General features: G+C 65.9%; 15 protein-coding genes. 3 read left to right on the forward strand and 12 right to left on the reverse strand.

The window, feature by feature from the left end:
* Nucleotides 1–31: 31 nt before the first annotated feature.
* Nucleotides 32–2,464 carry a WD40 repeat domain-containing protein gene (locus OG985_RS05060; protein WP_371666996.1) on the forward strand — a complete coding sequence of 811 codons (2,433 nt, stop codon included), beginning with the start codon at nucleotides 32–34 and terminating at the stop codon, nucleotides 2,462–2,464.
* Here the strand turns inward: OG985_RS05060 and OG985_RS05065 are convergent.
* From OG985_RS05065 to OG985_RS05085, 5 genes are all read right to left on the reverse strand, one after another.
* A complete protein-coding gene (locus OG985_RS05065) occupies nucleotides 2,436–3,134 on the reverse strand; it encodes a class I SAM-dependent methyltransferase (protein WP_371666997.1) in 699 nt (232 codons plus the stop codon). The genes OG985_RS05060 and OG985_RS05065 overlap by 29 nt on opposite strands.
* Nucleotides 3,135–3,173: 39 nt before the next feature.
* Nucleotides 3,174–3,779: a methyltransferase domain-containing protein gene (locus OG985_RS05070; protein WP_371666999.1), complete on the reverse strand. Its 606-nt coding sequence runs from the start codon at nucleotides 3,777–3,779 to the stop codon at nucleotides 3,174–3,176.
* Nucleotides 3,780–3,811: 32 nt separating this feature from the next.
* Nucleotides 3,812–5,689, reverse strand: coding sequence for a hypothetical protein (locus OG985_RS05075; protein ID WP_371667001.1), 1,878 nt, complete (start codon nucleotides 5,687–5,689; stop codon nucleotides 3,812–3,814).
* Nucleotides 5,690–5,736: 47 nt separating this feature from the next.
* Nucleotides 5,737–7,077 carry an esterase/lipase family protein gene (locus OG985_RS05080; RefSeq protein WP_371667002.1) on the reverse strand — a complete coding sequence of 447 codons (1,341 nt, stop codon included), beginning with the start codon at nucleotides 7,075–7,077 and terminating at the stop codon, nucleotides 5,737–5,739.
* A gap of 507 nt (nucleotides 7,078–7,584) precedes the next feature.
* Nucleotides 7,585–8,025, reverse strand: coding sequence for a VOC family protein (locus OG985_RS05085; RefSeq protein WP_371667003.1), 441 nt, complete (start codon nucleotides 8,023–8,025; stop codon nucleotides 7,585–7,587).
* A 440-nt stretch (nucleotides 8,026–8,465) separates the two neighbouring features.
* Here OG985_RS05085 and OG985_RS05090 point away from each other — a divergent pair, with 440 nt between their 5' ends.
* Together OG985_RS05090 and OG985_RS05095 are read left to right on the forward strand one after the other, a co-directional pair.
* Entirely contained in the window at nucleotides 8,466–8,672 is a 207-nt protein-coding gene (locus OG985_RS05090; protein ID WP_371667004.1) for a hypothetical protein, read from the forward strand.
* Complete coding sequence (locus OG985_RS05095) at nucleotides 8,669–9,052, forward strand: hypothetical protein (RefSeq protein ID WP_371667005.1); 384 nt, start codon at nucleotides 8,669–8,671, stop codon at nucleotides 9,050–9,052. The genes OG985_RS05090 and OG985_RS05095 overlap by 4 nt, the downstream gene beginning before the upstream one ends.
* A 504-nt stretch (nucleotides 9,053–9,556) precedes the next feature.
* Here the strand turns inward: OG985_RS05095 and OG985_RS05100 are convergent.
* The 7 genes from OG985_RS05100 to OG985_RS05130 form a co-directional block, all read right to left on the reverse strand.
* The gene (locus OG985_RS05100) at nucleotides 9,557–9,889 is read right to left on the reverse strand and encodes a putative quinol monooxygenase (protein WP_371667006.1); all 333 of its coding nucleotides are present in this window, start codon (nucleotides 9,887–9,889) and stop codon (nucleotides 9,557–9,559) included.
* Between the two features lie 236 nt (nucleotides 9,890–10,125).
* A complete protein-coding gene (locus OG985_RS05105) occupies nucleotides 10,126–11,208 on the reverse strand; it encodes an ABC transporter ATP-binding protein (RefSeq protein ID WP_371667007.1) in 1,083 nt (360 codons plus the stop codon).
* Nucleotide 11,209: 1 nt separating this feature from the next.
* Nucleotides 11,210–12,298 (reverse strand): ABC transporter ATP-binding protein, encoded by a 1,089-nt coding sequence (locus tag OG985_RS05110; protein ID WP_371667008.1) that lies wholly within the window; start codon nucleotides 12,296–12,298, stop codon nucleotides 11,210–11,212.
* A complete protein-coding gene (locus tag OG985_RS05115; protein ID WP_371667009.1) occupies nucleotides 12,295–13,140 on the reverse strand; it encodes a carbohydrate ABC transporter permease in 846 nt (281 codons plus the stop codon). Before OG985_RS05115 ends, OG985_RS05110 begins: the two co-directional genes overlap by 4 nt.
* On the reverse strand, nucleotides 13,137–14,015 hold the full coding sequence (locus OG985_RS05120) for a carbohydrate ABC transporter permease (protein WP_371667010.1): 879 nt from the start codon (nucleotides 14,013–14,015) through the stop codon (nucleotides 13,137–13,139). The genes OG985_RS05115 and OG985_RS05120 overlap by 4 nt, the downstream gene beginning before the upstream one ends.
* Before the next feature lie 83 nt (nucleotides 14,016–14,098).
* Nucleotides 14,099–15,694 (reverse strand): extracellular solute-binding protein, encoded by a 1,596-nt coding sequence (locus OG985_RS05125; RefSeq protein WP_371667011.1) that lies wholly within the window; start codon nucleotides 15,692–15,694, stop codon nucleotides 14,099–14,101.
* 18 nt (nucleotides 15,695–15,712) lie between these two features.
* Nucleotides 15,713–16,738, reverse strand: coding sequence for an NAD(P)-dependent alcohol dehydrogenase (locus OG985_RS05130; RefSeq protein ID WP_371667012.1), 1,026 nt, complete (start codon nucleotides 16,736–16,738; stop codon nucleotides 15,713–15,715).
* Nucleotides 16,739–16,846 lie beyond the last annotated feature (108 nt).

The raw sequence follows: 16,846 nt of genomic DNA on the forward strand, positions 1-16,846 counted from the left end.
GGAAAAACATCGTGCAGTGAGCCGCGCCCTCATGTCGCTCGACGACGAGGCCTATGCGAACCCCTACGTCATCCGGTATCTGGCGGCACATGTGGCAAAGGGAAACCTATGGCAGGAACTGGCCTCAAGGCCGGACGTTCTCGACCGTCTGGATCCCAACTCGGTTGCAGCGCATATCCTGTCCGGCATGTTCCATCGGGCCGATCTGCCCGCTCCCCTTGCCGCAGTCGCCGCCGCCAAACACGCCTTGTCGACCGCACCTCTGCCCGACCGGGAGGTGGTACGCGGACTGGCCATGGCCCGCTATGCCGGCGCCTCCTGTCCGGGGGGCGGCATCTTGGAGGGCAGGACGTGGGACTGGGGCTGGGCCAGTCTGCGGCACGACCCTTTGCACGTGGTTCTGGCCCGATATGACAGAGCCGTCGACGTACTCACCGCCGTCAACTTTCCCGGCAAAGGAGCGTTGCTCGCGAGCGCTGCGGACACGTCTGTCAGGCTGTGGGACGCAACCATCGGGCAACCTGTCGGGCCGCTCATTGCGGGTCACACCGACAGAGTCACCGCGTTGTCTGCGTTGCTCTACGAACACGACCCCATACTCATCACCGGTTCGAGAGACGGCACGATTCGGTCCTGGAACTGCCGCACGTTTCAGCCCACTGGCTGGCCTGTACTACGCCACGGTTCCGGCATCAACTCCGTGTCCTCCCTGGATACTTTGAACGACCGCACGGTCCTGGCCGTGGCAGGAGACGACGCCCTGGTCACACTCTGGGACCCAAGGACGGGCGAGTCGGCCACGCCACCGCTTCGCGGCCACGAAGGATGGGTGAACGCTGTTCTGGGCCTGACCTCCTCGGAGGGACGAGCCCTGTGGGCGACCGCAGGACGGGATGCCACCGTCAGGCTCTGGGACGCGCAATCTGGCGAACCATGCGGTGAACCGTTCGCACTGCACTGTGATGCCGTAAACGCTCTGACCGCTGTCACGATGCCCAACGGTGAGACCTTGCTCGCCAGCGCCGGCAACGACTCCACCGTACGGTTGTGGGATCCCGTCCGCATGCGGCCCGTCGGCCCGCCGCTCACGGGACACGTGGGATGGATTCTCTCTCTCGCGACCTTCCGCCTGGAGGGCCGAACTCTGCTGGCGGCGGGCGGTGACGACGGGACCGTAAGACTGTGGGATCTGTCAGCGCAAGAACGGCGCAGCAGCCGAATCCTGACCGGCCACAGCGGGTGGGTCGGTGCGGCGGCAAGCCTGCCAACGCCGACCGGCAGCCCACTGCTGGCCACCGGTAGCCGGGACGGCAGCATCCGGCTCTGGGCCAATGCCGCCCTCCGCACAGCGGAGCGACCGACGGTCAGACGCATCGGCGACATGAAGGACACCGATGCCACGGTATCCCTGCCGGATGGACGCACGCTCCTCACCACAAGTGCGGCCAACACCACGATCCAGCTCTGGGATCTGCCGTCCGGTACGGCGATCAGCTCACCGGTCTCCGGTCACTTCGGGACCGTCAACTCGCTGGCCGCTGCTCCGTGGGACGGCGGCGTCCTGGTGGCAAGCGCAGGCAACGACACGACGATCCGAATCTGGGACATCGCAACGGGCGAGACGCTCGGCCGGCCGTTCGTCGGCCATGCGGACACAGTGAACGGAGTTTGCTTTGTGACGCCGGGCCCTGGGCCGCTGCTTCTGGCGAGTGGAGGGTACGACGCCACCGTCCGGCTGTGGGAGGTGAACACCGGCCGTCAGATCGGACCCGTCCTCTCGGGGCATGCCGGCGGAGTGAACGCGGTGGCCCCTGTCCTCCTCGAGGGCCGCACGCTTGTCGCCAGCGGGAGCAACGATGCGAGCATTCGGCTGTGGAACATCCAGACCGGAGAGCAGGAAAAAGTCGTCACGATGGCCCACGCCCGAGGCGTACGGACGGTCATCAGCTGCGCCGGCCCCGACGGAAACTCCATGCTGGTCACCGGAGGGAGCGACAACACGGTTCGCCTCTGGCGATGTAGAGCGGGCCGCCTCGAAGCAACGGTGCTGACGGGGCACGCGCATGCCGTCACCTCCGCGCAGATCGCGGCGACCGGACCGTCGACGTGGTTGTTGGTGACCGGCGACAGCGGCGGTGTGGTGCACACCTGGGACCTCCAGACTTCGGGCCCCTCCAAGAAGGGGGCGTTCAAGGCGCACCAGGGTGGCGTGAGCGGACTCGCCTTCCTCGAGCTTGAGCAGGGCCCGTTGCTGGCCTCGGTCGGACACGACGGCTTCCTCCGGCTTTGGTGTCCTGGGTCAGGGAAGCCCTTGCATGCGCTGCCACTGGATCTGGAGCCCCACTGCCTGCTGTCCGTGGGCTTGCGGGCAGTCGTCGGCAGCAACCTCGGCACTTTCTGTCTCCGGACGACGGTCGGTGCGTTACGGGGGTCCGTCAGCCGGGATGGTGAGCCCGGAGGATGAGCGAGACACCGGGAAGCCGCCCCAGCGGCAGATACCTTTCGGCTCTGATAACGGCTCTGAGCGCGGAGTTGGCGAACGTCGACATCTCCTTCAGGTCGCTGCCGGTGGACCGCTTCCGCCGCAGCGAGACCACCGGGCGAAGCATGACATTCCAGTTCCGGACGTGATCAATGCTGAAGCCTGCCCGGCGCATGACCCATAGAAGTCGATCCTGTGAGTATCGCCGGACGTGGCCGACCGCCACATCGTGCTGGGACCACAACCGCATGTCGCTGGGAACCGAGACCAGTACGTGCCCATGGGGTCGCAGGACACGGAACAACTCGCGCGCCACGCGTAGATCATCCGTTATGTGCTCAAGCACGTCATACGCGACGATCAAGGAGGCCGCGCGACTCGGGAACGGAAGCGAGCAAGCGTCGGCTCGCACTGTGGTCAGGCCCCGGGAAGACATCGCGGCGGCGCCCAGGGCCGCATATTCCACGCCTACCGCACGCCACCCTTCACGGACCAGGACTTCCGTGTTTCCACCCACACCCGCACCGATGTCCAGGGCAAGCCTGGCCGCTCCTGGGCCCGGTAATTCCCGAGCCAGCATCGCGCGCCTTTCCGCGTACCACCAGTGGCTGGCCTCGAGCTTTGCGAGTTGCATGATCTCGGAGTCATCCATCTCCTGGCTCCCCCATAACGCGGCCTTCTGTATGCCCGGTCACGGACGCATGCACATCGTCAAGTAACTTCCCGGTATCCGGGTGACACCGTCCAGGACATCGCCTGAGACGTCCAAAAAGACATCACCCGCCAGGGACAGTAGTGATTCAGAAGTGCGAACGAAGGAACCCCTGTCGTTCTCGGACATCCATCGTGAAACGATCCCCTGCCCGGGTGAAAAGCAGGTGTCCACGCTCACTACGCATCCGCCGTCTGTGAGGGCCTCGCTTACCTGCCCCAGCAGTTCGCGGCACTCCTCATCGGGCAGGTGGTGGAGGATGCCCATCAGTATGACCGCCGTGAACTGCCCTCGGCCGCTGCTCGCGTCGGCGTGATAGCTGCGGTGATGGAAAGCGATTCCGCTTCCCCAGTGCCGACGGCGAGCGTATGCGATGTAGCGCCCGGACGTGTCATAGCCGTCGTAGCGAACACCGGCCGGTAGGCGGTCCAGATAGTAGCCGGGGCCGCAACCGATATCCAGGACTCGATCCCCTGGCTTCAACGCCAATCTATCCATGCATAAATACCGCAGCCTGTCGGCACCCACCGCACGCTGAAAGGCTATATAGGCGCGCGGGAACGAAAGGGGCTGAAAAAGGGACAACGTGTTCCCCCCTGGGATGCAGACGAAGATGCCTAGAAAGGGCCAAGGGTGTGAAATGCTTCCTGAAATGTGCGATGAGCCAGACGATAGACGCTCTGACCGTCCTCCGAGTCAAGCATGATGTACGGGGCGGCGGCGACCAAGAGGGCGTCGATGTCTGCTTCGGTCACGCGGACGCCCGGGGCGGCGATCGCGTTCGCCATGATGACCCAGATCCGGTCAGATCGCGGGATCCCCCGGCCGGGGGCCATTGCGAGCGCCTCGAGCAAAGGAGCGAACGCGGGATGAGTCTCCGTGAGCCGGTTGATGGCGACGGAAAAGAGGGTCTGATGATCGGTTTCAAGCAGTGCGACCAAGTCGCCTCGGCGCTCCGGCCGGAGCAGGTCCGGGCGGGCAACGATTTCGTGCACGACGAGTCGGGCGAAAAGAAACTGTCGGGCTTTCTCTCCGATGAGGGCGGAAAGACTTGCAACAGTGTTGTCCGTGGCGTCCAAGTGCTGTGCGGCACGAGCAGCCATGAGCCTGAGGTGCGCATAGGTGGCGACGGCGGCAGGGTCGCGGTCGACCGTGAGGATCTGGGTGGTCGGGGCCCGTCCCAGGGCGTCGAGAAGGTCCTCGTCAGCGGTGTCCGGCTGGTCCGGGCCCTCCAGGGTGGAGGCACGCGTCCCAACCACTACTTTGACATGGGGCAGCGCGGCAATACTCCGTAGAACCGAACCTGCGATTACCCCTGGTTCCTGGGCTTCGTCAAGGGCGTCGGCGAGCACGAGGAAGGAGACTGCCCGGTCCCGTAGCCGGGAGACGAGCCAGTCGACGCTGCCGCTCGTCTCCGCACGTCTCGGCGGCGGCAGACCTGCTGCGGCAGCCAGCCGCAGTACCAAGTCGCCGGTGGTAATCCCGGTGAGGTGGACGACGGCGTCAAACGGCCTCACCGCTGCCTGGCTGGGCGTCGGTTCCAGATAGCCGGCCCGTGCGAGCAGATCGCACAGTGCGGCGTTACTCTGCACCAGGACATTGCCCAGAAGCGCGGACTTGCCTGCTCCCGCTCGGCCGGTCACGATGAGCATTCCGCAGTCGTGGTCTCGTATCCAGGAGGCGACGCGTTCCCGCTCGGTGTGCCGACCAACGAAGTACCAGACCAGCTCACCGTGTTCAGCGCCTTGCGCCTTGGGGAGGAAGTGCCCGCGTTCGTCGTGCGAGAGCCCGCCGAGGAAGGCACGTAGCTCCGCGTAGACGTCCAGCGGAGCGGTGACCCCGGACGGCAACAACCGCCGTCGGCGGATCGGTTCCACCACGTGCAGGCCACGCTCGATGACCTCGTTGGGTGCGATACGGTTCCGCAGATTCGACACGAGTTCGGCGACGGCTATCTGCTCGTCGTTGTCGGTATACGAGTTCAGGGCGGACGCCAACGCGCGCCGGAACTGGCCGAGAGGGGTGGCGCTGTCGTCACCCCCGACCCCGATCAGGGCAAACCGCTCCGGGGCATTGACCATGTGCAGAAGCGCGGCAGCCAGTTTCCGTACGAAGGTGGCCGCTCCGCATGCCTCGATAACCAGGAGCAGCCACAGGCTCTGGTGCGCATGACGACGCTGCCACTGCTTGTTGATCTGCTCGGCAATGGTCTGCGGATTCACCCCGCTGTAGCTGATGGAGGACGGGGTCTCGTACGTCGCGAGCCAGGCGTCAAACCCGTTGGACGTTCCGTGACCGAGCCATATCAGCACGGAGTTGCTGTCGCCGCGCTCCGCCCATGTGTTGAGCTGGAGTTTGATGCTGGTCTCGGTCCGGTGGCCATTCTCCGTCCAGGGGGCCAACACGCCATTGAGATGCTCGGCGAGAAGAGTAACGATCGCCTCCGCCTCATGCTCCGCCTCGGGAAGCGGCGCATGGTGAAGATAGGTACTCACCACCACCGGAAGTACGTCCAGTCTGTCGGCGGGTTCCCCCTCCGCTGTCATCCGACCTCCGGTGCCCGGGGCGTGACCATGACCAATTGAGTCACTGGGGAGAACGCCTCACCCTTGAGCGCCACCCGGTACACCCCGGGCTGATCGACGGTGAGCCGCACCTTCAAGGTGCCGTCGCGGGACGTCAGCATCGGGTAGGCGATCGGCGCGCCGCTGCGTGCATCGGTCACCCTGCACGTCACCGCCGCGAAGTCCTCGTCGCTCGATGCGACGATTTCAATGGGTTCACCGACCGTAGCCATGTCAGGCACGTGTAAGCCCAGTGAAGAGGGCGCTCCCAGCCAGGGTCCCAGAGGCTCCTCGGTGAGCACTCCGCAGACGTGGCTCACGGCCTCGGAGGTGGATGCCAGGGCTCCATGAGATTGTGCGAGGTAGAGGGGCTCGACGCCTCCGGCCGCAGATTCGCGGTAGACGGTCTCGTCGCCGCCCCGGTCGGCGAAGCGCATTTGCCCTGGTTCCAGACCCGGTTGGTAGGCCCAGAGTTGTGGCGTGACCGCACCTCCTTCAACTGTCAGACTCTGCATCGTGGGTTGACCTACACCCACCACGGTACGAAGCCTGTCGACGCTCACTGCGGTGAGCTGATCATGCAAACGGGCCGCGTCCTCGGCAAGCTCCTCGTCACCGCCCAACGCGGTCACATCTGACGGGATCAGTCTGCGGACACGGGTGCCATCGAGGACACAGCGGTAGGACGGCAGCAGATCATGGAGTCCGGGCATCGTCGCACAGAGGCGGCGCAAAAGGGATCGGGGCAGGGGTACGGGGCTCCCCCGCCCTGAGCTGAGAATGAGAGCCGCTTTGACCGCTCCGCGGAACGGGGTCCCGAGAGTGACAGTGGTGCGCACCTCACTGTCACCGCCAAGTACACCGGTGAAATACCGCGCTACCAGGCCGCCCATGGAGTGTGCGACTAGGACCAACTTGGCGCCTGCGCTGCCTCGAGGGTGCGCTCTCCACATCCGCAGGTGGTTTTCAGCGGCGTCGGCGAGGATGCGCGCGTTGTGGGCCGTTGACAGTCGCCAGTCATAGGCAAACGAAAGGACTGCGGCAGGATCCAGCACCACGCGCCTTATGCTGCGGACCAAAGCGGTGTACGGCTCGAAACCTCGCAACACCGGCGCGAACGCGGGGAATTGCAGAAGCCTTGTCGCTTTGATACGGCCCGCACTGCCGGCTCTCTCCTCGTCGGTGACCCGCAGTGCGTCGAGCGAGGAACCAGACGTCCAGGCCCGCAGGTACCACCCGGGATCCGCCAATCCCCACAAGGTCTTTCCCGAGGTGGCATCCACCAGCTCACTACCCATGATCCCGGGCAGGACGATCACTGCATCGGCACATGCGGCAGGTCCAACAGCGCCCATACGACTCCCCGTTGTTGCACGGTGACGACTCGTTCCTATATCAGCACACGGCCGACGGTTGTGGTGGCCAAATAAGCACGCTGATGCGATTCGAGACCCGTGTACTACAGCCGGAGATCTTGAGGGTCGGTGAACGATGGGATCGGCTGGTGGTGCGCCCAGGCGCGGGGACAGGGGCGTACGGAAACCGGCTGGACTCGGAGCGTCCGATGCTCACCACTCACCTACCCGAGCCCGAACTGAGGCCGGGCTGGGCAGGCGAGCCGAAATGGGACGGTGTTCCAGACACTCAGATGTGTCTCACCTCGATGTGCCACCCGTTCCCGGTGAAGGCGATCGGTACGTTGCGCGGGGTTTTGTCCTTGGCGACGCAGGCCAGGCGGGTCACGTCAGTGGCCAGCAGCTACTGGCTGACCGGGCGGTTCACAACCTCGATGACCCCGTTCGGCCGCAGGGTTCGGCTACTCCATCTCACCGCAGTTGCTCGGCCAGTCCGACGATGATGCCCTCCGGGCCGCGGAGGTAGCAGAGCAGATAGCTGTCCTCGAACCGGGCGATCTCGCCGACGAGTTCGCCGCCGAGAGGGCGCAGGCGGGCAACGGTGTCCTCGATGTCGTCGACGGCGAACATGACGCGGTGCGTGCCGAGAATGTTGTGCGGCCGGTTGCGCGGCCCGGCGCTGATCACTGCGGGGCTGCGGTACTTCGCGAGCTCGAGCCGGCTGTGTCCGTCCGGGGTCCGGACCATCGCGATCTCACAGCGGACGCCGTCGAGTCCGGTGCACTGGTCGGCGACGAGGCCCTCGACCTCCGCCCTGCCCTCCAGCTCCATCCCCAGTTCCAGGAAGAACGCGACGGCGGCATCCAAGTCCTCGACGACGATGCCGACGTTGTCCATCCGCTGAATCGCCATGCTGGCTTCTCCTTCTTGGCTCGTGGCGGCCGGTGGTGGCCGCTGATGTCCCTGGGACGGAGCCGGTGGCACGTTCTCGACATCCTCAGACCGCCGAACTCCGAAAAATCTTAAGCGCGCCTCAGCACCGCTGCAGCAGACCCGCGAGCCAGGCGCCGCCAGCGAGGGGGGTACGGCCAAGGTGACCGCTTGCATAAAGACGAACAGCCACAGCGTGCCGTCCCCGCTGTTCCAGCGGGCACTGACCTGGGTGTCTCAATTGTTGGCCCGCTTACGCCGGCGGTAGCGCCCTGCTCGATGCCTTCTCCGCCGCGGCGGCGCCCGCCGGAGACCGCGCCGCGCGCACGGCCACGGTGCTTCAGGCGGCCGGCTACGGCACGTCTCACCTCGACAGCGCAGCTAGGTACCGTGGCCGGTACCCAGTGGGGTACCTTGGGGCCATGCCTGCACTCAATGTGGAATTCAGCGAGGACGAGATGGCGCGGCTGCGCGAGCGGGCGGCTCTGGCGGGCCGGAGCCTGAAGCAGCACGTGCACGACGTGACGGTTCAGGAAGCCGACCGGCTCGCCTTCGTGGAGGGCGCGGTCGCCGAAGCCGCCCGAGTGCTGCCCGGCGTCGAGGCCCGCTTCCCCGTCGGACAGCGATGAGCCCGATCATTCGTGTGGACGTCGGCTGGGTCCTTCAGATCCAGTCGGCGATCTCCCCGCTGAACGTGCCCATCTCTGACTGGGGCAGCCTGGGGTACATGGCTGGCCGGCACACTTTCGAGCGGGAGCGCGGCGTCCTGTACTACGAGGAGGCCGCCTCGCGGGCCGCGACCTTCCTGCACACCGCGCTACTGCTGCGCCCGTTCACCGACTACAACCTGGTCATCGGCTGGGCCTGCGCCAGCCAGTACATGCACCTCTCCGGCCAGCCCCTCCAGGCCAAGGACGATGACCTGTACGAACTCGCCCAGGCCGTCCGAGCACAGGAAGCCGATCTGCGCACTGTCGCGCAGCGCCTGGAGTCCTGGCGCAGCGAGTGACACGGCGGGTGCCCGTCCGGATGCCCCTCGTCGACAGCCGCGGCTCCGACTGAGGCTGCTGAAGAAGTACGCCGACGTCGACGGCAAGACCAGCTTCTACGACGCCACGGATATGGGACAGGCACAACAACGTCCTTCCGGGCCGCCCCACGGGCAAGCCAGATCAGATGTCACCACACCGTGCAGCAGCCCCGTTGTGCCGCTTCGGCAGACGTTCGAGTCACACCGCCTGCCGTGCGTCTTCGGTCCTGTCGCCAGGACTGGCGCGTGTCTCTTTGACGGGTCGGTCGGTTGATCGGATGTATCTGTCCCATTAGTGATCATGCTGCGATGTGGGACCGGATCGCGCCGCCTGTGCCGTTCCCCCGCGACCGCAGCGGACGGACCGGCGCGACCGCAGCGGACGGACCGGCGCGACCGCAGCGGACGGACCGGCGCGACCGCAGCGGACGGACCGGGAGCGGACTGCTCGTAGCCGTTCGGGAGGATGCGTCTGGACAGCGACTACTCCTGTCCCGGGACCGCCATCTCCCCAAGGAGCGACCAGTCGTCCTGCTGAACCGTCGCGTTGACGATGCGAGGCGTCTCGACCAGGTGAGGCGGCAGCGTCTGCTGCGCGGCCTTGAAGTGCGCGGACTGCACATGCGCGGCCCCGGCCTCGTCGTCGCGGAAGGCTTCGACCAGGATGTACTCCGTGGGGTCCGCCACGCTGCGCGACCAGTCGAACCACAGGCAGCCGGGCTCGGCGCGCGTGGCCCGGGTGAAGTCGGCGGTGATCTCCGGCCAGCGGTCGGCGTGCTCGGGACGGACTCGGAACCTGGCGGTAATGAAGATCATGGGATTCCTTCGCTGATGTCTGTGCGTCCTGCATCGAACAAGCGGTGGCGTGGGCAGGGACGACGAGGCGATCCACGGGCAGGCGGTGCCTTGATTGCCGTCCGATCACACCATTAGAACTTGGCGGCTTGTTTGCCGGCTTGCGGACCCTATGCCCGGGCGCGTCGCGGTGGGCCGTCTGATGGGCGGCCCACCGCGAGGGACTGGGTGGGCGTGGTGGGGATACGGACGGATCGTTACGACCGCACTACCAACTGACCGTCCGCGTACGGAAGGACTTTGGCACGCGGCAGGTGCACGAGGACCTCCTCGCCGACCGGGACTCCCTCCTCCCGCGGTGTCTTGGCCCTGACGAGTTGCCCGGCGACCTCGACCTCGAGCACGCGCTGTGCGCCGTGGTCGCTGACGCCCCGCAGCCGGCCGGGGAAGGTGTTGGGGCCGGGGTCCGTGACGACCTTGACGTATTCGGGGCGGACGCCGACCTGCAGCTCGGTCGTGCTCTGGGGAATGATGTCCCAGGCGACGGACAGCGGCCGACCGGACAGCGCGAAGCGCCCGCCGTTCCGGTCCACGGTCAGAAAGTTCATCGCCGGTGAGCCGATGAAGTAGCCGACGTACGTGGAGGAGGGCGCTTCGAAGAGCTGCTCTGGGGTGCCCTGCTGCACAGCCCGGCCATCCTTCATGACAAGCAATTCCTGCGCGAAGCTCATCGCCTCGTACTGGTCGTGGGTCACGTAGATCACCGTGGGCTGGAACTGGTCGGTGATCTCACGGATCTTGCGCCGCAGCGAGTGCTTCAGCTGCGGGTCGATCACGGTGAGTGGCTCGTCCATCAGGACGGCCGCCACGTCATCACGGACCAGGCCGCGGCCGAGTGAGATCAGCTGCTTGTCGTCGGCGGTGAGCCCGCGCGCCGGCTGCTGAAGCCGGTCGTGCAGGTCCAGGGCCTCGGCGACCTGCTGCACCTTGGCGTCGATCCTCGCCTTGTCCCAGCGCCGGCACTGCAGCGGGAAGGCGAGGTTCTCGTAGACCGTCATCGACTTGTAGATGACGGGGAACTGGAAGACCTGGGCAATGTTGCGCGCCTTGGTCGGCATGGCGGAGACGTCGACGCCGTCGAACAGGACCTGTCCCCGGGATGGTCTGACCAGGCCGGAAAGGATGTTCAGCAGCGTCGTCTTGCCGCAGCCCGAGGGTCCGACCAGCGCGTAGGTCTTGCCGGACTCGAAGGTCAGCCGCAGCGGCTTGAGAGCCCACCGCTCCTGCTCGGCGCCCGGCGCGTACGCGTGCCCGACGTCGATGATGTCCAACTGCGCCATGTCAACGCCCTTCCACAGAAGCGAGATCGTATGAAGGCGTGCGCACGAGCGTCCCCTGCTCGTCGAAGGCGAACAGCCGGTCGGGACGGATCCGAAGTCTGACCAGGTCGCCGAGGGCGACATCGTGGATGCCCTGGATCTGTACGACGAAGGGGGCCTCGCCGACGACGACATGGACGAAGGTCTCGGAGCCGGAGATCTCGACAAAGGTGACGCGGCCCTCGACGCCGCTGGAAGCCAGGCTGACGTCGGTGGCGCGCAGGCCGAACTGGTAGGCGCCGTCGGGCAGGTCGGCCAGGTGCGCGGAGACGTGCGTGGCCTGGAAGCCGGCCACCGTGACTTGGCCGCCTTCGAGCCGGCCCGCGAAGATGTTCATGGGCGGGTCGTTGATGATGGAGGCCACCGTGGTGGTCGCCGGGCGTTCGAAGACCTCCTGCGGGCTGCCGGTCTGGAGGATCCGCCCCTCGTGCATGACCAGGACCACGTCCCCGAGCATCATCGCCTCGGCGGGTTCGGTGGTCGTGTAGATGACGATTGTGTCGCCCTGGTCCGAGAAGAGGGCCTTGAACTCGTCGCGCAGTTGTTCGCGCAACTTGTAGTCCAGGTTGGCGAGTGGCTCGTCGAGCAGGAGGATGCCCGTACCCCGGGCCAGGGCGCGAGCCATCGCGACGCGCTGCTGCTGGCCGCCGGAGAGTTGGGAGGGCTTGCGCTTCTCGAAGTCCGCAAGCCCCACGCTCGCCAGGCTCTGCCTGACCCGTCGCTGGATGTCGTCCCGTGGCAGCCCGGCCCGTTTCAGCGGGAAGGCCACGTTGCCGAACACGTTGAGATGCGGGTAGTTGATGAACTGCTGGTAGACCATGGCGGTGTCGCGCCGCCACACCGGCGTCTTCAGGAAGTCCGACCCCGCTCGGGTCAGCGAGCCGGAGTCCACTTTCTGCAGGCCGGCCAGGGCCCGCAGCAGCGTCGTCTTCCCGGCCATCGTCCGGCCGATGACGGTGTGGAGCCGTCCCGGCTGGAAGGTGGCGGTCACGTTCTTGAGGTGGTCGACGCCGTCGACGGTCAGGCATAGATCGTTGGCACTGAGGTTCATCGGACCGCTCCCGACAGGTTCCCCTTGGACAGTAGACGCTCCACCCAGAGGGCGAGCAGGATCAGCGGCGCAACGCCGAAGAGCGCGGCGGCGGACAGCGTCCACCACGGTGGAATGGAGGAGTTGAGGGCGACGACTGCCTGGGGCAGTGTCTGGACCTCGGTGAAGGTGAGCCGGAAGGCGAAGAAGAAGTCGTTCCAGCCGAACACGGCGCAGAACATCGCCGCCACGGTCAGCCCGGGCAGGGAGTTCGGCAGGATCGCCCGTACGAAGGTCTGGAACGGGGGGCAGCCGTCCAGCATCGCCATCTCGTCGATCTCCCGGGGGATGCCGTTGAAGAAGTCCACCATCACCCAGACCGCGATGGGCAGCAGCAGCGCGACCGTCACGATGACGAGGCCCGGGATGCTGTCCAGAAGGCCACCCCACTGCAGGAGATAGAAGAAGGGGATCACCAGGACGACGGGCGGCATGATCCGTTGGGAGACGAAGAAGAAGACGATGTCGCTGTTCTTGATGAAGCCCAGCTTGAACCGGTATCGGGACAGCGCGTAGGCGGCCAGGGATCCCAGGGCCAGGCTGATGGCGGATGCGGCGACGGTGATGATCGCGCTGTTGACGAAGGGATCGATCACATCGATGCCGCCGGCTCCGCCGAAGATGTTGCGCCAGCCGGTGAGGGTGGGCTTGTACTGCGCCCAGGGTATGTAGGTGGGACCGCCCTGGACGGCATTGGCGTTCTTGAAGCTGGTCGTCATCGCCCAGAAGAACGGTCCGGCGACGAAGCACGCCCACAGTGCGATCACGGTGTACTTGAACACGGGATAAAGGCGCGACCTCATGAGTCCCCCTTCAGCTTGAAGGCTCTGGTGAGCAGGGCGGCAACGACCGTGAGTGTGACAATCATGAGGACGAGGTAGGTCAGGGACATCGCCCCGCCGTAGCCGGTCTGTTGATCGCGGAGCCCTTGGATGTAGAGGTAGTAGCCCGGGGTCTCCGTGGAGGACCCCGGCCCGCCGGACGTCAGTACGTAGACGCTGTCGGAGAGTTTGGACGCCTCGATAAGCCGGATGATGACCGCCGCGACCGAGACGGGTGCCATCAGCGGGAAGGTCACCTTCCAGAAGGTGCGCCAGGTGCCGGCGCCGTCGATCGCGGCGGCCATGAACGGTTCCTTGGGAAGGCTGAGCAGGCCGGCCAGCAGCAACAGGAACATGAACGGCGTCCATTGCCAGACCTCGACGGTCATCAGCGCGACCAGCGCCGGGCCCGACTCGGTAAGCCAGGGGATTCCTGTCAGGCCCAGCATGTCCAGAAGGTCGTTCGCCGGGCCCAGGGATTCATGGAAGATCGTCTGCCAGATGGCGGCCATCACCACGGGTGTGGTCATCATGGGGATGAGGAAGAGCACCCGCCAGAGTCTGCGGCCGCGTGTCTCGCGCCAGACCAGCAGGGCCATACCGAACCCGACGACGTACTGGATCAGGACCGTGCCGCCGGCCAGCAGGATCAGCCGGGTGATGGACGCCCAGAAGCGGCTGTCATGCAGCATCGCCGTGTAGTTGGCGCCTCCGATGAAGTCCATCGCAGGGTTGCTGACGTTCCAGCCGGAGAAGCTGACGCGGATGGTGAACAGGAGCGGGAAAATGATGATCAGGAAGAGGGTGAGCAGTCCCGGCAACAGGAACATGCTCTTGTGCCGGCGCAGGCCGTCCATGGTTCTCCTTGCGGAAGGGGGCGGACGTCCCTGGGCGGCCGGCCGGTCCGGTCCGGCCACCCGGGGTGTGTCCTGCGGTCGGGTCAGGAGTTGTCCTCAAGCTCGACCACGTTGCGGTAGGCGCTTTGGACCTTGTCCGTGCCGATCTGGTCGGTGATCTTGGACCATTCCTTGGCCACGTCGTCCAGTGCCTGCTGGGGGGAGCTCTGTCCTGCCAGAGCCGCGGCGACGCCGTTGGCCAGCGCGGACATGTACTGGTTGACACCGGGAACGCGCAGGTCGAAGACGCGGTTGGTGCTCTTCTCCATGCCGGAGAGCGTGTGCACGTAGGACTCGGCGACGTCCTTGTCCCAGCCCTGCTTCTCCCAGAACGCCGGGTCGAAGTGGGCGTTGCGGTAGGGGTTGACACCGAATCGGCCGATGGTCAGGTCGAGGGCGGTGTTGGCCTCGTTGCCGAAGAAGCAGAGGTAGTCGAAGGCCATCTGCTGGTGGGGCGAGGGCTTAGCCACCGCTGAGGTCCATCCCCACGTGAAGTAGGGCGCCTGGTTCGCCTTGCTGTCCCACGACTTCGTGGTGCGGTTGTAGACCTCGGTGGAGCCGGGCAGCGGCGCCGCCTGGATCTTGTTGCGGATCCTGCTGTCCGGCTGCTGGGCCTGGATGAAGGCGTCGTCCCAGGAGTAGGACATCAGCGTCTGGCCGCCACCGAAGGAGAAGATCTCGTCCCCCAGGCCGAAGTTGGCGCCGCCGGGCGCCCAGGTCGACTTGGCCTTCACCATGTCGTCCAGGGCGCGGACGAAGCCCGGTGTGTTGATCAGCGGTTTCATGGTCTTGACGTCGAAGAAGACACCGCCCTTGACGTCCGGGTTCTTCACGTACGGCGCCGCACGGCTGATGAACGCGGAGAAGGTCAGGTCGTCGCGCTTGGTCACCTCGGCACTGCCGTAGTTGGCCTTGCCGTCGCCATCAAAGTCCTTGCCGCTGAAGAACTTGGCGGTCTGCTGGTACTCGGCCCACGTCCTGGGGACCCGAAGCTCCTTGCCCGTGGCCTTCTTGTACTCCGCCTGCCGCTTGGGGTCCATCAGCACATCGGTGCGGACCTTGAGGTAGTGCCGGTCACCGTCTATCGGGTATTGCACGACCTTCCCGTTCCAGGTCGCCACGTCCATGTAGGCCTTGGTGACGTCCTTCATGCCGGGGCTGTTCAGATACGTCTTCGGCACCGGGGCCAGATAGGGGGCCATGTCGCCGATCCACAGGGACGGATAGAACATGACGTCGTACGCCGGCTGGCCCGCCTGGAGGGGCGTGAGGATCTTCTGGTGCAGTTCGCCGAAGGGAACGTTGACCACTTCGACCTTGCCGCCGGTGATGTCCTCGAACTGCTTGGCGTGCAGCTGGGTCGGCTCGCCGATGACGGGAACGGCATGGCTGATGATCTTCAGCGTCTGTCCGGAGTAGTCCTTGCGGCTGATGGACTCGTAGCTGCAGGGGCCGGGGACGTCCTTGGCCTTGGTCGCCGGGTAGTCCTTGCCGTACTTCTTGTAGCTGATCTCCGAGCCGGACTTGAAGAGGGCTGCCTTGGCCTTGGGCTTCTGCTGTTCCTGGTTCTGAGCGGTGCACGCGGTGGCGGTCAGGGCCACGGCGACGGCGACCAGGGCTGTGTACGGTCTGCTGCGCATGGGGCTTCTCCTACGGTGTCAGGGGATCAAGATCGCTCGGCCGCGTACGGCGCCGGTGTCCAGGTCGTCGAGGGCCTGCCGGAAGGAAGCGAGGGGGTATCGCCGGGTGTGCAGGGTGACCTTGTCCTGGGCTGCCAGGACCATCAGCTCGGAGAGGTCGTTGTAGGACCCCACGAGGTTGCCGATGAAGTTGATCTCCGTGGAGATGACGTCGATCGTCGGCACGTGGAGTTGGCCGCCGTAGCCGATGACGTAGTAGTTGCCGTTGCGGCGCAGGCAGGCCACGCCCGTCTCGACAGCGCCCCCCTCGCCGACGAAGTCCAGGACGGCCTCCGCCCCGTGACCGCCGGTCAGGTCCTGTACGCGCTCGGCTTCGCTTCCATCCGCGACGAGAGTGTGGTCGGCGCCCAGTTCCTTGGCCAGGGCCAGGGCCTCCTGGCTGCGGTCGATGACGATCATCTCGACCGGCGACAGGGCCCGCAGCACCTGAATTCCGATGTGTCCGAGTCCCCCGGCGCCGATGACCACCGTCTTGTCGCCGGGCCGCAGCACACGGGCAGCCTTGGCGACGGCGTGGTAGGCCGTGAGCCCGGCGTCGGCCAGGGCCGCCACCGAGGCCGGCTCCAGGGACGGGGCGAGAGGCACGACCGAGCGGGCGCTGGTCTTCAGGTACTCGGCGTAGCCCCCGTCGGTGTCGATGCCGGGGAAGGCTGAGTTCATGCAGTGCACGTCGTCGCCGTCCCGGCAGGCGCGGCACAGACCACACGTCAGCAGCGGGTGCAGGATGACCGGGTCACCGACCTTGACGTTGGTGACGGCCTGCCCGACCTCCGCGACCCAGCCGGCGTTCTCGTGACCGATCGTGTACGGAAGGGCGACCCCGCTCTTCTCCTTCCACTGTCCTTCGAGGATGTGAAGATCGGTCCGGCAGACTCCGGCACCCCCGATCTTCACGATCACATCCAGCGGTCCGGTGATCTGCGGGTCCGGCACGTCTACGAGCACGGGCGGCTCGTCGTACTCGATGACCTGCACGGCTTTCATGAGGGCTCCCTGCGAGTCGGCGGGTGATGCGCCGATTACACAGGCCGCCGATCCCAGGCCGATGTCTCAAAATCCGCCCTCGAATGTCTCAATGTGATACACGCCTTA

Origin of the sequence: Streptomyces sp. NBC_00289 (genome assembly GCF_041435115.1) — a bacterium.
In the GTDB taxonomy this organism is placed as follows: domain Bacteria; phylum Actinomycetota; class Actinomycetes; order Streptomycetales; family Streptomycetaceae; genus Streptomyces.

Excerpts from the sequence above, each read along its gene's own strand:
- OG985_RS05125 (WP_371667011.1), bottom strand. The coding sequence starts at position 15,694 with ATGCGCAGCAGACCGTACACAGCCCTGGTCGCCGTCGCCGTGGCCCTG.
- OG985_RS05085 (WP_371667003.1), bottom strand. The coding sequence starts at position 8,025 with ATGGCGATTCAGCGGATGGACAACGTCGGCATCGTCGTCGAGGACTTG.
- OG985_RS05090 (WP_371667004.1), top strand. The coding sequence starts at position 8,466 with ATGCCTGCACTCAATGTGGAATTCAGCGAGGACGAGATGGCGCGGCTG.
- OG985_RS05110 (WP_371667008.1), bottom strand. The coding sequence starts at position 12,298 with ATGAACCTCAGTGCCAACGATCTATGCCTGACCGTCGACGGCGTCGAC.
- OG985_RS05060 (WP_371666996.1), top strand. The coding sequence starts at position 32 with ATGTCGCTCGACGACGAGGCCTATGCGAACCCCTACGTCATCCGGTAT.
- OG985_RS05095 (WP_371667005.1), top strand. The coding sequence starts at position 8,669 with ATGAGCCCGATCATTCGTGTGGACGTCGGCTGGGTCCTTCAGATCCAG.
- OG985_RS05115 (WP_371667009.1), bottom strand. The coding sequence starts at position 13,140 with ATGAGGTCGCGCCTTTATCCCGTGTTCAAGTACACCGTGATCGCACTG.
- OG985_RS05100 (WP_371667006.1), bottom strand. The coding sequence starts at position 9,889 with ATGATCTTCATTACCGCCAGGTTCCGAGTCCGTCCCGAGCACGCCGAC.
- OG985_RS05130 (WP_371667012.1), bottom strand. The coding sequence starts at position 16,738 with ATGAAAGCCGTGCAGGTCATCGAGTACGACGAGCCGCCCGTGCTCGTA.
- OG985_RS05120 (WP_371667010.1), bottom strand. The coding sequence starts at position 14,015 with ATGGACGGCCTGCGCCGGCACAAGAGCATGTTCCTGTTGCCGGGACTG.
- OG985_RS05065 (WP_371666997.1), bottom strand. The coding sequence starts at position 3,134 with ATGGATGACTCCGAGATCATGCAACTCGCAAAGCTCGAGGCCAGCCAC.
- OG985_RS05105 (WP_371667007.1), bottom strand. The coding sequence starts at position 11,208 with ATGGCGCAGTTGGACATCATCGACGTCGGGCACGCGTACGCGCCGGGC.